At 72.6% G+C, this 13,590-nt stretch carries 14 protein-coding genes; 8 read left to right on the plus strand and 6 right to left on the minus strand.

Features of this window, described 5'->3' with window-relative positions:
- Nucleotides 1-128: 128 nt before the first annotated feature.
- Both FDA94_RS24595 and FDA94_RS24600 read right to left on the minus strand, forming a co-directional pair.
- Nucleotides 129-1,571, minus strand: coding sequence for a PH domain-containing protein (locus FDA94_RS24595; RefSeq protein ID WP_246060141.1), 1,443 nt, complete (start codon nucleotides 1,569-1,571; stop codon nucleotides 129-131).
- Nucleotides 1,572-1,573: 2 nt separating this feature from the next.
- Nucleotides 1,574-2,083 (minus strand): PH domain-containing protein, encoded by a 510-nt coding sequence (locus tag FDA94_RS24600; RefSeq protein WP_137249449.1) that lies wholly within the window; start codon nucleotides 2,081-2,083, stop codon nucleotides 1,574-1,576.
- A 238-nt stretch (nucleotides 2,084-2,321) separates the two neighbouring features.
- Here FDA94_RS24600 and FDA94_RS24605 point away from each other — a divergent pair, with 238 nt between their 5' ends.
- The 6 genes from FDA94_RS24605 to FDA94_RS24630 all read left to right on the plus strand — a co-directional run bounded on the left by FDA94_RS24605 (nucleotide 2,322) and on the right by FDA94_RS24630 (nucleotide 10,017).
- A complete protein-coding gene (locus FDA94_RS24605; RefSeq protein WP_137249450.1) occupies nucleotides 2,322-2,879 on the plus strand; it encodes a YbhB/YbcL family Raf kinase inhibitor-like protein in 558 nt (185 codons plus the stop codon).
- A 185-nt stretch (nucleotides 2,880-3,064) separates the two neighbouring features.
- Nucleotides 3,065-4,588, plus strand: coding sequence for a hypothetical protein (locus tag FDA94_RS24610; protein ID WP_170991101.1), 1,524 nt, complete (start codon nucleotides 3,065-3,067; stop codon nucleotides 4,586-4,588).
- A 51-nt stretch (nucleotides 4,589-4,639) separates the two neighbouring features.
- The gene (locus FDA94_RS24615; RefSeq protein WP_137249452.1) at nucleotides 4,640-6,817 is read left to right on the plus strand and encodes a SulP family inorganic anion transporter; all 2,178 of its coding nucleotides are present in this window, start codon (nucleotides 4,640-4,642) and stop codon (nucleotides 6,815-6,817) included.
- A 58-nt stretch (nucleotides 6,818-6,875) separates the two neighbouring features.
- Entirely contained in the window at nucleotides 6,876-7,877 is a 1,002-nt protein-coding gene (locus FDA94_RS24620) for an NAD-dependent epimerase/dehydratase family protein (protein WP_137249453.1), read from the plus strand.
- Nucleotides 7,878-7,979: 102 nt separating this feature from the next.
- Entirely contained in the window at nucleotides 7,980-9,728 is a 1,749-nt protein-coding gene (locus FDA94_RS39420) for a hypothetical protein (protein WP_170991102.1), read from the plus strand.
- A 13-nt stretch (nucleotides 9,729-9,741) separates the two neighbouring features.
- Nucleotides 9,742-10,017, plus strand: coding sequence for a hypothetical protein (locus tag FDA94_RS24630; protein ID WP_137249454.1), 276 nt, complete (start codon nucleotides 9,742-9,744; stop codon nucleotides 10,015-10,017).
- Here FDA94_RS24630 and FDA94_RS24635 read toward each other — a convergent pair.
- Complete coding sequence (locus tag FDA94_RS24635; protein WP_137249455.1) at nucleotides 10,014-10,388, minus strand: cupin domain-containing protein; 375 nt, start codon at nucleotides 10,386-10,388, stop codon at nucleotides 10,014-10,016. The genes FDA94_RS24630 and FDA94_RS24635 overlap by 4 nt on opposite strands.
- Before the next feature lie 57 nt (nucleotides 10,389-10,445).
- Between FDA94_RS24635 and FDA94_RS24640 the strand changes: the two genes are divergently transcribed.
- A complete protein-coding gene (locus tag FDA94_RS24640) occupies nucleotides 10,446-10,901 on the plus strand; it encodes a MarR family winged helix-turn-helix transcriptional regulator (protein WP_137249456.1) in 456 nt (151 codons plus the stop codon).
- Here FDA94_RS24640 and FDA94_RS41365 read toward each other — a convergent pair.
- Both FDA94_RS41365 and FDA94_RS24650 read right to left on the minus strand, forming a co-directional pair.
- The gene (locus FDA94_RS41365) at nucleotides 10,898-11,860 is read right to left on the minus strand and encodes a nitroreductase/quinone reductase family protein (protein ID WP_170991103.1); all 963 of its coding nucleotides are present in this window, start codon (nucleotides 11,858-11,860) and stop codon (nucleotides 10,898-10,900) included. The two genes, FDA94_RS24640 and FDA94_RS41365, sit on opposite strands and share 4 nt — an antisense overlap.
- Nucleotides 11,853-12,377, minus strand: a complete 525-nt coding sequence (locus tag FDA94_RS24650; protein WP_137249458.1) for an NADPH-dependent FMN reductase — start codon at nucleotides 12,375-12,377, stop codon at nucleotides 11,853-11,855. The genes FDA94_RS41365 and FDA94_RS24650 overlap by 8 nt, the downstream gene beginning before the upstream one ends.
- 112 nt (nucleotides 12,378-12,489) lie before the next feature.
- Here FDA94_RS24650 and FDA94_RS24655 point away from each other — a divergent pair, with 112 nt between their 5' ends.
- Complete coding sequence (locus FDA94_RS24655; protein WP_212735495.1) at nucleotides 12,490-12,798, plus strand: RipA family octameric membrane protein; 309 nt, start codon at nucleotides 12,490-12,492, stop codon at nucleotides 12,796-12,798.
- Here FDA94_RS24655 and FDA94_RS24660 read toward each other — a convergent pair.
- Nucleotides 12,758-13,567, minus strand: coding sequence for a hypothetical protein (locus tag FDA94_RS24660; RefSeq protein ID WP_137249459.1), 810 nt, complete (start codon nucleotides 13,565-13,567; stop codon nucleotides 12,758-12,760). The two genes, FDA94_RS24655 and FDA94_RS24660, sit on opposite strands and share 41 nt — an antisense overlap.
- Nucleotides 13,568-13,590: the final 23 nt, after the last annotated feature.

The raw sequence follows: 13,590 nt of genomic DNA on the forward strand, positions 1-13,590 counted from the left end.
GCCGAGCCGGTGCCCGCCGGCGCCGCGCCCGCTCCGGCGCCCAAGCCGGCTCCGCGCCGCAAGTCGCGGGCCCGCCGCGCCTCGGTGCCGTCGTGGGACGAGATCATGTTCGGCGCGCCCAAGCAGGACTAGCGCTTGAGGAAGGGCGCCATCCAGTCGGGGGTGACCTCGGCGGCGAACGCGGCCGCCTGGGTCTCTCCGGCGTCGATCGCCTTGTAGCCGCCGCTGCCCGCGCCGACCCCGGCGATCACGGTCACCAGCCCGGCCCGCCGCTGGAACCACGACTGCTCGATGGTCCAGCCGACGACGGCCCGGCGTTCGACGACCGCCTGGGCCCGGCGCAGCGACCCGGAGCGGACCGACAGCCGGGTGCCGTCGTAGGTGTGGCCCAGCGAGCGGTAACGGTCGAGGCCGAGGGCGATTCCGGCCACGGCCAGGACGGTGGCGGCGACTCCGATGAGGGCGTAGCCCAGGGCGTACATGACCAGGGCGAGGACCACCCACGGCGCGATCGCCCGGAACAGGCGGCGGCGGCGCGCGGCCGGCGGGTGGGGGCGCAGCGCCTCGCTGAACGGGCCGACGGCCTCGGCGGCGATGTCGTCGACGGCGGCGCGGGGGGCCACGGGGAGCAGCTGGCCTCGGGTCTGGGAGTCGCCGAGGCCGGTCACCACCGCCCACAGGCGGGCCACCCGGGCGCGGCGCTCCAGCGGGCTCTCGGCGATCTCGTAGCCCCGGATACGGCGGCGTTCGAGGGAGACCACGCGCCGGTTGACGAGGCCGCGCTCGGCCACCAGGTGGTCGCCCCGGCCGAACAGCACGAAGTTCCAGTTGAAGACGGCGTACATGGCCGTGGCCAGGAACGGCATCAGCACGACCAGCACGATCGCGGCGCCGACGAGGAGCAGCGGGTGGCCCCAGAGCCATTCTCCGGCGGCCACCGCGTCGTCTTCGTCGAGGCCGAGCTCGCCGCCCCACTGGAAGGCCAGGCCGACCGCGCCGGCGACCAGCGCGAACGGGGTGAACAGGTAGGCGCCGGACAGCGGGCCGTAGCGCAGCCAGGCCATCGGGACCCGGAGGAACACGTGATCCTGCGGCGCGGCGGGCTGTTCCTGGGCGACGGGGGTGTGGCGGGACAGCAGCACCGCGCGCAGCCGCTCGGCCTCCTCGACGGTGATGCCGTCGAGCTCGCCCTCCTGTTTGTCGCCTCCGGCGCCGGTGTCGAGCTTGAGCACGGCCAGGCCGAGCAGCCGGTGGAGGAAGGGCGTGGTGACGTCGACGCCCCGGATGCGTTCCAGCGGGATGACGCGGGTCGAGCGGCCGATGAAGGCGCGGGACAGTTCGAGCCGGCCGCCGGTGATGGTGTAGGAGAAGGTGGCCCAGCGCACGACGGCGTACAGGACCGAACCGGCGACGCCGAACGCGGCCCAGATGAACGAGCGCGGCGAGAAGCCCCCGGCCACCAGCACCCCGGCGAGCGGCACGAGCAGCGAGGGCAGCACCCTGATCGGGTCGATGAGCAGCAGCTTGGGACTGAGCCGGGCGGCCTCCGGCACCGGCTCCTGGAAGGGCATGCTCACGTCGCGTCGTCCCGGAGTTCCTGGGCCCGGCGCGACAGCTCCTCGGCCAGCCGCGCGGCCACCTCGTAGTCGAGGCCCTTGATGGTGGACGACCCCGCGTAGGAGGCGGTCCGGATCTCGACGGTCGCCAGCCCGAAGAAGCGCTCCAGCCAGCCCTGCGCCTTGTCGACGGTCTGGATGCGGGACACCGGCACGAACACCCACTTGCGCGACAGCCAGCCCGAGCGTGCGTAGACGACGTCTGCGGCCAGCTCCCAGCGGTGCACCGCGAACCGGACGACCGGCTCGGCGAGCACGAACGGCACGAGCACCAGCCCGATCACCAGCGAAGCGACCCAGGTGCGGTCGAGCAGCCACTGGGGCAGGAACTCCCACCCCGTCATCCACATCGAGAGCAGCACCAGCCCGCCCACCAGCAGCACCGTCACGATGACGGCCTCCGCGAACCAGAGCGACCTGGCCCTCGGCGACACCTGGTTGGCGGGGTCACGCAGCGCGTCACGCATCTGGCATCACGATCCCACCCTAAATCGTCGGGATGTGCCGTTGGTCACCCCCCAACCCGCGCTTGAAGATTTCTACCGGCCAGTACCACTTCCCCACCAGAATCATAGGAATCCCAGGTCACACGGGTCTGGCCCGGGTGGACCACGGTATGAACCCGGCGAATATGGAGATTCTTCTCGCTGTGGATCATCGCGATCGGGTCGGCGCACCTGCGGGATCCGCGTAGCATCATCGGGCATGGGGTCGCTGACGAAGTCCGTTCGCACGCGCCGAGCCGCTCTCATTCCGGCGGCCGTCGCAGCGCTGACGGCATCGGCCTCGGGCTGCGGAATCGTGGGCGGAGGTTCGCCCGCCGACCTCGACGTGATCAGTGTGTCGAGCCCGCAGTTCCGTGACGGCGACCCGCTGCCGTCGGGCTACTCGTGCAAGGGAGACCTGGGCAATCCGCCCCTCCGCTGGTCGGGTACGTCGGGCGCCAAGTCGGTGGCCCTCGTGGTCGACGACAACGCCGCGGGAGACAAGGCGATGGTGCACTGGGTGGTCTTCAACATCGAGCCCGACACCACCGAACTCGCGGAGAACGGCATCCCCCGGGGTGCACGGCAGGGGCAGACGACTAGTGGAAAAGTCGGATATGTGCCCCCCTGCCAGCCCAATGACAGCTACCGTTTCACCGTCTACGCCCTGAACGAGAAACTGGACCTCCCGCAGGGTGCCCCCCTCTCGGAGAGTCTGGCCACGATCGCGTCGCACACGATCGCCCGAGGTCGCCTCACTGCGGCTGACATCGAGTGACATGCTGATGACCGGAGGTAGTAGTGGTGGACCAATCTTCGCCTAGGGTGTGACAACGGTCATTGTGGTCGAGCAGAATCGGATCCTGAATTGCTGAGCGCAGGTGATCACAGGGGGCAGGTCGCGTCGATGGCCGCGCGATCTCACCGGCGCCGCTGGAAGGCCATGGCCTTGAGGGTGGTGCTATGACCGCGGTCATTTTGGGCCTTGTCGCCGTTGTGCTGTTGGTGCTGATCGTCGTGGCACTCGGCATGCGGTCGATGAACCGGAGAGAGAGTGCGCTCTCCTCCGAGCGCATCAAGGCGATGGCCGAGGGCGCCGCGAAGAAGAAGGGCAGCCGGCCGGCCGAAGAGACGTTTTTCGAGAGCTTTCCCGAGGGCTTCGACGCCTTCGAGGAGCCGAAGAAGGCTCCGCCGAAACCGGCCGCCAAGGCCCCCGGCGCGCCGCCCCGTCCCGGCAGCCGCCAGGGCGCCAAGCAGCCGGCGCAGCGCGCCGGCGCCGGAGCCCCCCGTGGCAAGCGCGGGGTAGACGAATGGGGCGCCGACGACGACTACGACGACGACTACTGGTCGCGCGTCCGCGCCGACGACGGGGCGTTCGGCGGCACCATCAAGCAGCGCATGGCCACCCCCCGTCCGGTCGAGCCCGAGCCCGCGGCGGCCGCCCCCACCCCCATCGCGTCGGTCACCCCCATCAGCGCCGTCGACCCCAACGCCGCGACCGTCCAGGGCGTCCTCCCTCAGCGCCCGGCCGCGCAGCCGCCCGTACAGCCCGTCCCGACTCCGGGCGTCGTGACCCCCATCGCCGCCGCGCTCACCCCGGGGGTGGTCACCCCGATCGCCGGTCTGTCGACCGGCCCGCTGAACACCGGAACCCCGTCCAACGGGTTCCTGTCCCCCGACACCGGCATGGTCGACGGGCTGCGTGCCACCCCCTCCTCGCAGCTGGCCGAGCAGAAGACCGTCACCTTCTCCGCGCCGACCCCCGACCTCAGCAGCCCCGCGACCGGGCCGTTCACCCCGCCCGGCGCCTCGACCGGCCCGTTCTCCTCCGGTCCGTCGACCGGGATGTTCGAACGGCCGGCCGCCTACGACCAGCCCCCGACCGGACCGTTCCCCAGCCGCCCCGCCTACGACGGCGGCTACGACACCGGCTACACCAGCGGCAACTTCCCCACGCCCGCCGCGCCGCAGCCTGAACCGATCCCGCCGGCCTACCCCGAGCCCGCCGGCTGGCCCGCCCCGCCCGCGGGCGGCACCTACCAGCCGCCGGCCGCCGCTCCCCCGTCGTGGGGCAGCACCAGCGGCGACGTGTTCGACGACCCCGAGCCGCCCCGTCCGGGCAGCGGGTCGACCTGGTCGACCGGTGAGGCGGCGGGCTACCAGATGCCCGCGGCGCCGCCCTCCTACAACGACTTCTCGACCGGCGCCTACCAGACCGGCAACCTGCCGACCCCGGCGCCCGGCTCCTACGAGGTCAGCGCCGGCTGGGCGACGATCGACGACTCCGACTCCGTGGCCGGCTCCTACGGCTACGACCAGCAGCAGGGCTACCCCGGGGCCGTCCCGCCCGCCCCGCCGCAGAACAACGGCGGCAGCTGGCCCTCCTACGACGAGCTCTACGGCGAGCAGACCACCCGCAGCGGCGGCGGCCGCCGGGGCACCCATCGGAACGGCCCCGAGACCGACCAACCCGACTATTACCGCTGATTTCGGCGTTCCAAGTAGGACCCTCGGCTGACCTTGGCATAAGGTCGCCGCATGACCGGGGGTAACAGTTCGACCACGCAGCGTGTCGCATCCGTGCTGCGCCATGACGTTCCGGCCTCACTCGTGGTGTTCCTGGTGGCGGTTCCACTATCGCTGGGCATCGCGGTGGCGTCCGGGGCGCCGATCGCGGCCGGGCTGGTCGCGGCGATCGTCGGTGGCATCGTGGCGGGCGCGCTGGGCGGCTCCGTCGTCCAGGTGAGCGGTCCGGCGGCCGGGTTGTCGCTGGTCGTGGCCGACCTCGTGCAGGTCTACGGCTGGCGGGCCACCTGCGCCATCACCCTGGCGGCCGGGCTGCTGCAGATCGTGCTCGGCGCGTTCCGGGTGGCCAGGGCCGCTCTGGGGGTCTCCCCCGCCGTCATCCACGGCATGCTGGCCGGGGTCGGCGTCGTCATCGCGCTCTCCCAGCTGCACATCGTGCTGGGCGGCAGCCCGCAGCGGTCGGCGCTCGACAACCTGCTGGAGGTGCCGGCCCAGGTGGCCACCCTCCACGGCGACGCGGTGATGATCGGCCTGCTGACGATCGGGGTGCTGCTGATCTGGGACCGCATCCCCAAGGTCCGGCTGGTGCCCGCTCCGCTGGCCGCGCTCGCCATCGCGACGGTGACGGCGGCGCTGGCGGGCTGGAAGTTCACCGAGGTCGACCTGGCCAACGGGCTGAGCCAGCTGGCCGGGCCGATCCTGCCCACCGGCGACTGGCACGCGATCGCCGCCTCGATCCTGCTGGTGGCCGTGCTCGCCGGGGTCGAGTCGCTGCTGACGTGCGTGGCCGCCGACCGCATGCACGACGGGCCGCGCGCCGACCTCGACCGGGAGCTGTGCGCGCAGGGCGTCGCCAACGTGGTGTCGGGCGGGCTCGGCGGCCTGCCGGTGTCGGGCGTGGTGGTCCGGACGACCACGAACGTCCGGGCGGGCGCGCGGTCGCGCTGGTCGACGGTGCTGCACGGCGTGTGGGTGCTGATCGCCACGATCGCGTTCGCCTCGGCCCTCGGGCTGATCCCGATGGAGGCGCTGGCCGCCCTGCTGCTGTTCATCGGCGTGAAGATGGTCAACCTGGGCACCGCGCGCGGGCTGCGCGGCCACGGCGAGATGCCGATCTACTTCCTGACCATGGGCGCCGTCGTGCTGGTCGGGCTGGCCGAGGGCATCGTCATCGGGCTCGGCCTGGCCGCGCTGCTGGCCCTGCGGCGGCTGACCTGGGTGTCGGTCGAGGTCACCCCGAGCGGCGGGCGCTGGCGCGTCGTGGTGACCGGGTCGCTGATCTTCATCGGGGTGCCCCGGCTGACCGACTCGCTGCGCACGATCCCGCGCGGCGGCGACGTCGACCTGCTGCTCAACGTCGACTTCATGGACAACGCGGCGTTCGAGGCGCTGCACAACTGGCGGCTGGAGCACGAACGGGGCGGCGGCACCGTCGAGATCGACGAGCTCCACGACGACTGGTACATGGCCGCCGCCAGCGGGACCCGGGTGTTCCCGGCCAAGACGCCGCCCAAGCTCGACTGGTCGTGGCTGCCGTGGGCCTACCGGCGGCCCCCGGCGGCCGAGCCCGGCGACCTGCTGGAGGGCACCCGCGAATACCAGCGCCGGACCGCCCCGCTGATCCGGCCGCTGCTGACCCGGATGGCGCGCAAGCAGTCGCCGTCCCACCTGTTCATCACCTGCGCCGACTCGCGGGTGATGCCCTCGGTCATCACCGCGAGCGGGCCCGGCGACCTGTTCATGGTCCGCAACGTCGGCAACCTGGTGCCCCGCTTCGAGTCGGTGCCGGCCGACGACTCGGTGGCGGCGGCGATCGAGTACGCCGTCGGCGTCCTCGGCGTCAGCACGATCACGGTGTGCGGCCACTCGGGGTGCGGCGCGATGGCGGCGCTGCTCGGCGACGCGCCCACGGGCCTGACGGCGGTCGGCAACTGGCTGCGGCACGGGCACCACTCGGTCGAGCGGTTCGAGAACACCCCCCACGGGCCCGAGCAGGCGCCGCTCGACCACCTGTGCCGGGTCAACGTGATCCAGCAGCTGGAGAACCTGCGCAGCCATCCGATGGTCGACCGGCTGGAACGTTCCGGGAAGCTGAGGCTGTCGGGGCTCTACTTCGACATCGCGACCGCCCGGGTGCACGTCCTCGACGAAGGGGGCTTCAGTCCCGTGCCGGAGCTTCGCACAGGGTGAAATCGGCTCCCGGTGAAACGGGGCAGACCCCCCGACATCGGGCACCCAGGATGGGGCCATGAGAATTCTGGTGATCGGCGGCTCGGTGTTCCTCGGCCGGGCCGTCGTCGAGGAGGCCCTCGCGCGGGGCCACGACGTGACCGTGTTCAACCGGGGGGTGAGCCGCGCCGACCGTCCCGACGTCGAGTCGGTGCATGGCGACCGCGACAACCACGACGACCTGGTGCGCCTGGTCGAGGGCCGTGAGTGGGACGCCGTCGTCGACGTGTGCGGCTACACCCCCGCGAAGGTGCTCGACGGGGTGCGCGTGCTCAACGGGCACGCCTCCCACTACACGTTCATCTCCAGCATCAGCGCCTACAAGGGGTTTCCCGGCGAGATCGGCGTCAACGAGGAGTCGGAGCAGTTCCCCGGCGACCCCGAGGCGACCGAGGGAGACTACGGCCCGCTCAAGTCGGGCTGTGAGGTGGCCGTCAGCGAGAACTTCGAGGGCGGCACCCTCATCGTCCAGCCGGGCCTGATCCTCGGCCCTCACGAGAACGTCGGCCGGCTGCCCTGGTGGCTGACCCGGATCGAGCGCGGCGGCCGGGTGGTCGCGCCCGGCAACCCCGACCGGGAGATGCAGCTCATCGACGCCCGCGACATCGCCGCGTTCACGATCGCGCAGGTCGAGAAGGGCACCACGGGCAAGTTCCTGACCGGCGGCGTGCCGGCCAACACCACTTACGGCCAGTGGCTGCGCGAGTGCGTCGAGGTCACCGGGTCGGACGCGGAACTGGTCTGGGTCGACGACGCGGTGCTGCACGAGCACGGGGCGCAGATGTGGACGGAGTTCCCGCTGTGGGCCGACGACAGCATGCCCGGGGTGTGGCTGACCGACTCGTCGAAGGCGCACGAGGCCGGGCTGACGTGCCGCCCGGTCAGCGAGACGGTGCGCGACACGTGGGAGTGGCTGCGGCACGTCCCGGTCGGGGAGCGGGTGTTCGGGGCGCGGTTCACCCACGGCATCGATCCGGACAAGGAGGCCGCCATCCTGGCTGACTGGGACAGCAGGGGCTGACGACTTTCCCGGCATCCCCACCGAGAGCGGAACGGTGCCCCTAGGATTCACGAGCCGCGTTCAGACGGCTACGCCACGTGATGACTCGGGGAGAAGCGTTTCATGGCAAGGTCCATCAAGGGGAACTCCGCCCTTGCCCGGCCCTACCGCGACCTCGTGTGGCTCGCCTATCTGACGCTGCCGCCCGACAGCGGCGAGCGGCGGGTGCTGCTCGCCCACCGCCTCGCCGCGCGGGCGCTGCTGCGGCGTCCGGGCGACCCGGCGCAGGCCCGTCTCGACGTGCTGAAACGGGTGCTGAAGCGGCGTCCCTACCCGCTGATCGGGTTCGGGCGCCGTCTCGAGGTGGTGCCCGCGGTCGTCCGCAGCGACGAGCGCGCCTTCACCGCCGCGCTGGAGGAGCTCCCGCCGGCCGCCCGCGCCGCTTACGCGCTCACCCGCATCGAGGGCCTCGACGCGGGCGAGGCCCGCCGCCTGCTGGGGGCCGCCGGGGTGGCCGAGCCGACGATCGCGCTGGCGCTCATCGACGCGCTCGACGACGAACACGGCCGCCTCGAAGACCACCGCCCGGCCGCCGACCCGACGCTGGCCCGCATCTACGGCCGGGGCCCGTCCAAGGTCCTGATCGCGCTGACCGCCGTCGGGGGCCTGCTCGCCGTCTCGGGCGTCCCCCACCTGCTGGGCCTGTACGACGTCCGCGCCGCCCCCGCCGCCCCCGCCTTACCCGAGGTCAGCCGGGTCTCCCCCGGCACCTGGCGGACCACCACCACCCTCGACCTGCACACCTGGGAGCCCCGGGGGGACCTGACCGACGACAACGGGCTCGTCGCCCGCGCGGTCCGGGCCTGGCAGGGCGAGGTGACCCCGCAGCCGGTGTCGGGCGCGCTGCCCAGCCCGCCGGTCGCGCCCCAGCTCCTCTACGCGGGCCGCCTCGACGGCACCACGGTCGTGCTGCTGCGCGACTCCGGCCGGGTCGCCCGCTACGCCGAGACCGGCCGGTCGCGGTCCGTGGAGGTGTTCCCCGAGCCCCGGCTGAAGGCCGACGGGTCGACCCCGCTGAAGCTGTCGGGCGGCCGTTACCTGGTGCCGCCGTGGGTGACCGAGGTGTCGGCGGCCAACCTGAGCCGGCTGGGCGCGAAGTGGCGTGCGGTCGCCCTGACCGGCGGGGTGACCGATCCGGTGCCGCAGGTGGCGGCCGGTCCGTGCTGGCGCGGCCCGGTGCTGCGGCTGCGTGCGCCGGGGGTGGCCCACGGCATGGCGTACACGATGCTCGATCTGGGGCGGCTCGCGCTGGCGAACGTGACCCACCAGGCGCCGCCGCCCGCCGAGATCAACCGGATGGGGCCGGAGGAGATCGACGTGTCGCCGGGCGGGTTCAGCGCGTGGGCGCACCTGTCGTGCGCGCTGCCGTTCCCCCCGGCCGAGGCCGAGGCGGCGACGGCCTGGGAGTTCTGGTCGGGCGAGCTGCCCGAGTCGGCGCGGGCGCGGTGGATGTGCGCCCGGTTCGGCAACGCCGACGGGAGCAGTTCGGTCAGGGCGGTGCTCGCCGTCGCCACCCCCGGCCGGACGGTGACGATCCCGACCGGCTCGCGCGCCGGCACGTGGGACTGCAGCCGCCTGAGGCGCCACGTGGTGGCGGCGACCTGGTGGCAGGCGCCGTCGGGCCAGTGGTACTACCTGGTCGCGGGCAGCCGCGACGTCGCCCGCATCACGGTGACCGGGCCGACGGTCAAGGACGTCCTGGCCGGACGCGGCCTGATCGCCACCCTGGGCCCGAGCGGCGGCACGCAGCCGACCGGAGAGGTCACCGTGACGGCCGGCACGACGACCGTGCTCCGCGAGACGGCCCCCTGACTATCGTGACCCCGTGGACCAATGCGTGTGCGGGCACGACCGGCATCGGGCGCCGCGTGACAAGACCGAGGGCCTGGTGCTGGCCGGGCACCTGCGGGTGATCGAGCCCATGCTCGAAGTGGTCGAGCGCGACGACTCGCGGTGGCTCGGCATCCTGCGGTGCACGTCCTGCGGCCGTTACTGGGCCGAAGACAGCATGTCGTCGGGGCACGCCGACCTGTTCTTCGTCTACCCGGTCGACACCGCCGACCCGCGCGCCTGGCTGGCGGCGGCCCGGCCGGTGCTCTAGGCGATCCAGGGCGGGGTGCCGTGGACGGTCCCGTCGGGCAGGATCGCCTTGGCGTCGCCGGCGGCCGTGACGACGGCGGTGAAGCCCTCGTCCGCGGCGGTGACCTGGCGGGCGGTGTGCGCCGGCATGACCACGGTGTCGCCCCCGGCGACCTCGAAGGTCTCGCCGCCGAGTTCGACGGTGGCGCCGCCGGTGACGAACGCCCAGATCTGCTCGCGGTCGAAGTCGTGCCTCGGCCCGGCGATCCCGGGGTTGCCCTCGACCCGCCACACGGAGTGTGCCGACCCGCCCTGGCTGGGTGATGCGAAGGTGGTCATGACCCCGCCGGGGGTCTCGGAGCGGCGGGCCGCGGCGGCGCGGATGACGGTCATTTCAGTCCTCTAAGATAGACAACATCGTTGTCCATATAGTCAATCAGGTTGTCTTTCATGTCAAACGGGTTCGAGCTGCCGCTGCGGCTGCTGATGGCGTTCCGGGTGCTCATCGACGCCCTCCACGAGGAGCTCGCCGAGCGGGGCCACCCCGGCATGCGGCCCATGCACGGCTTCGTGCTGCAGGCCGTCGCCCGGGGCGCCGACTCGGCCGCGTCGCTGGGCCGCACGCTGGGCGTCTCGAAACAGGCGGCCGGGAAGACCATCGAGACGCTGGAGGGGCTCGGGTACGTCACCCGGGTCCCCGATCCGGCCGACTCCCGCCGCAAGACGGTCGTGCTGACCGATCTGGGGGTGGACGCCCTGCGGCGGTCGGCCGAGGTGTTCGACGAACTGCGGACGCGGTGGGCCGCCGAACTCGGGGCCGGGCGGCTCGACGACCTGGAGGACGCCCTGCGCCGGATGACGCCGGGCGACCTGTTCCGGCTCGACGTGCCGGGGTGGTTCGGCTAGCTCCCCCAGCCGGGGACCGTCCGATCGAGGATCACCAGGGGCAGGTCGCGGGGCGACTTCGCCTCGTAGGTGGCGTACAGGGGGAAGATCTCGGTCATCGTCGGCCAGAGGTCCCGCTTCTCCTCCGGCGTCGCGGTGCGGGCGCGGGCGGTGAAGACCTCCGGGCCGACCTGGACCGTCACGTGGGGGTCGGCGGTCAGGTTGAGATACCAGGCGGGGTGGGCCGGGGAGCCCCCGTTCGAGGCGACCAGCAGGTGGCGGGGGCCGTCGGTGCCGTAGAAGAGGGCGGTGCGGCGGGGGCGGCCCGACTTCCGGCCGGTCGTGGTGAGCAGGAGGGCCGGTTTGCCCTGGTAGGTGTGGCCCTTCCGGCCGCCCGACTCGACGTAGGTCGCCACGTGGCTCGCCACCCAGCCCGTGGGGCTGCTCTCGATGTCGGCGCGGGGCCTGATGGGGGCGTACCGGCGGAAACCACCGCTGGTCATCCCGGGGAAGTCATAGACCCGCTGCCAGGCCGGGCTGCGGAGGGTGAGCGCCTCCTCGTGGGCCTCGGCGCCGGTCCAGCCGGCCAGGTTGAGCATGCGGGTGCCGTCGAGGCTGGTGTGGAAGCGTCCCGAGATGCCGCCCGGGTGGGGGTCCTCGGCGGCCATGGCGTCGAAGACGGTGTCGATCCAGCGGCGCAGCCGGTCGGGGTCGGGGGCGTCGAACTCCGCCTCGACGGCGACCACGCAGCCGGGCTCGCGTCCGTCGGCCGCGTGCCGGTAGAGGTGGTAGGCGGTGGGGTCGGCGCCGGTGAGGTCCTTCAGGAAGGCGCCGCCGTCGGTGGTCCATCGGCTGTACGTCAGGACGGTGGTCGCGTCGAGGCTCTCGTACACCTCGAAGGAGACCAGCCCCTCGGGCCACGGCGCGGGGGCCCACCCGTCGGCGGCGTTCGACTCGGTCGTGAAGAACAGGTCAGGCAACGGGGACTCCGTAGGGGTGAGCCCGGCGGGCCGACGCGAGAGCGCGCCCCCACCAGGTGAGCTGGTCGAGCAGCCGGTCGGCGGCGGCGCCGCACGGGCCGGGATCGAGCGGCCGCCCGTCGTCGCCGAACTGGCCCGGCGCCCAGACGAAGGAGACCGTCTCGCGGACGGTGACCGCGTGCAGCTCGGCGAAGACCTGCCGCAGGTGCTCGACCGCCCGCAGGCCACCCGAGATGCCGCCATAGGAGACGAACCCTATGGGTTTGGCCTGCCACGGCGTGACATGCCGGTCGATGGCAGTTTTCAGCGGGCCCGGGAAACTGTGGTTGTACTCCGGCGTGACCACGACGAACATGTCGGCCGCCAGCAGCGCCTCGTCCCCGGGGTCCCCGTCGACCAGGTCGACGACCTCGACGGTCAGGCCGGTCCGCTGCCGGGCGTGGCCGGTGAACCACTCGGCCACGACGGGCCCGAACCGGCCCTGGCGGGTACTGCCGACGATCACAACGAGCTTCATGGCTCCACCCTGGAACCTCAACCGGGCTTGAGGTCAAGCCGTGATACTGGAGTCGTGCTCTCCACGGTCCGGTCGCGATTACGCGCCTTCGCTGAACACCGGGGTCGGCGCAGTGCTCGCGGCCTCGTGGAAGGACATCGGGCCGAACCCGTGGATCCTGCTGGTCGCGCTGGAGATCCAGTGTCTGGCGTGGTTCTGGATGGTGCGGTCGTACCGGCAGCTGAACAGCGCCAAATACGCCGTCATCGGCGCGCTCGAGGAACGGCTGCCCGCCTCGCCTTATTGGCGCGGGGAATGGGAGGCGCTCGGCCGGGGAGTCGATCCCGGCCGCTATTGGCCGCTGACGCGCGTCGAACAGTGGATTCCCCGCCTGTTCGCCGTCACGTACCTGGCGGCGTTCCTGGTGGCCCTGCTCGTCTGACGACGCGGCCGGTGAAGTCGACCACGACGCGGTTGCCGAGCGGCTCCTTCAGGCTGAGCGTCGCCTTCCTGAGCGGCACGGCCACCCGCTGGTCGCAGTCGCCCGTCTCGGTGCTCGACACCCGCAGGCCGATCTGGACGAACGACGGGAACTCCACCACGGTCGGCACGATCTGCGGCTCCGGCGTCCCCGGGCACGGCATCCCCCAGCTGACGGTGAAGGTCGCCGTCAGCCTCTGACCGTCGACGGACAGGTCGTTGACCAGCGTGGACGGAATGATCGAGCCCAGCCGCCAGAAATGGCTCGCCGTGAGGGCGGGCCAGGTCAGCGTGCCGCCCTCGGCCAGCCGGAACCGCCAGGCCGGGAGCTCGATCGGCCCCCGGTCGGTCGTGAAGGCCGACTCGGTGAGCTCCGTGGCCGCGATGCGGGCCTCGGGGCCGCCGGTCGTGAGGTGCGAGCGGAGGGCGGTGAGGGCGTCCTGGGGGCTGGTGAGGGTGACGTACCGGGGCAGGCCCTGAACGGTGAGCTGCCTCGACGGCGGGGCGGTCCCGGGCAGGCTGGCCTCGGCCGGGGCGCGGCCCCTGGCCGCCTCGTCGGTGAGCGGCAGCGGGTCGAGGACGATGAGCGGGCGATCGAGCGCCGAGGTGACCGGGAAGTCGCGCCAGAGGTCGGCGACCTTCGGGCCCGGCGCCTTCGGCGGGGCCGCCGGGTCGGGGGTGCAGGCGGCGACGGCGAGGACGGCGGCCAGGAGCAAGAGGAACCTGCGCATGACGCCTCCCGTTTCGGGATCCC

The sequence above is a fragment of the Herbidospora galbida genome, assembly GCF_005233835.1.
GTDB classification, from domain to species: Bacteria; Actinomycetota; Actinomycetes; order Streptosporangiales; family Streptosporangiaceae; genus Herbidospora; species Herbidospora galbida.

Bases quoted from the DNA above. Each gene is read 5' to 3' on its own strand.
- FDA94_RS24595 (WP_246060141.1), bottom strand. From the start codon at position 1,571: ATGCCCTTCCAGGAGCCGGTGCCGGAGGCCGCCCGGCTCAGTCCCAAG.
- FDA94_RS24600 (WP_137249449.1), bottom strand. From the start codon at position 2,083: ATGCGTGACGCGCTGCGTGACCCCGCCAACCAGGTGTCGCCGAGGGCC.
- FDA94_RS24605 (WP_137249450.1), top strand. From the start codon at position 2,322: ATGGGGTCGCTGACGAAGTCCGTTCGCACGCGCCGAGCCGCTCTCATT.
- FDA94_RS24610 (WP_170991101.1), top strand. From the start codon at position 3,065: ATGACCGCGGTCATTTTGGGCCTTGTCGCCGTTGTGCTGTTGGTGCTG.
- FDA94_RS24615 (WP_137249452.1), top strand. From the start codon at position 4,640: ATGACCGGGGGTAACAGTTCGACCACGCAGCGTGTCGCATCCGTGCTG.
- FDA94_RS24620 (WP_137249453.1), top strand. From the start codon at position 6,876: ATGAGAATTCTGGTGATCGGCGGCTCGGTGTTCCTCGGCCGGGCCGTC.
- FDA94_RS39420 (WP_170991102.1), top strand. From the start codon at position 7,980: ATGGCAAGGTCCATCAAGGGGAACTCCGCCCTTGCCCGGCCCTACCGC.
- FDA94_RS24635 (WP_137249455.1), bottom strand. From the start codon at position 10,388: ATGACCGTCATCCGCGCCGCCGCGGCCCGCCGCTCCGAGACCCCCGGC.
- FDA94_RS24640 (WP_137249456.1), top strand. From the start codon at position 10,446: ATGTCAAACGGGTTCGAGCTGCCGCTGCGGCTGCTGATGGCGTTCCGG.
- FDA94_RS24650 (WP_137249458.1), bottom strand. From the start codon at position 12,377: ATGAAGCTCGTTGTGATCGTCGGCAGTACCCGCCAGGGCCGGTTCGGG.
- FDA94_RS24660 (WP_137249459.1), bottom strand. From the start codon at position 13,567: ATGCGCAGGTTCCTCTTGCTCCTGGCCGCCGTCCTCGCCGTCGCCGCC.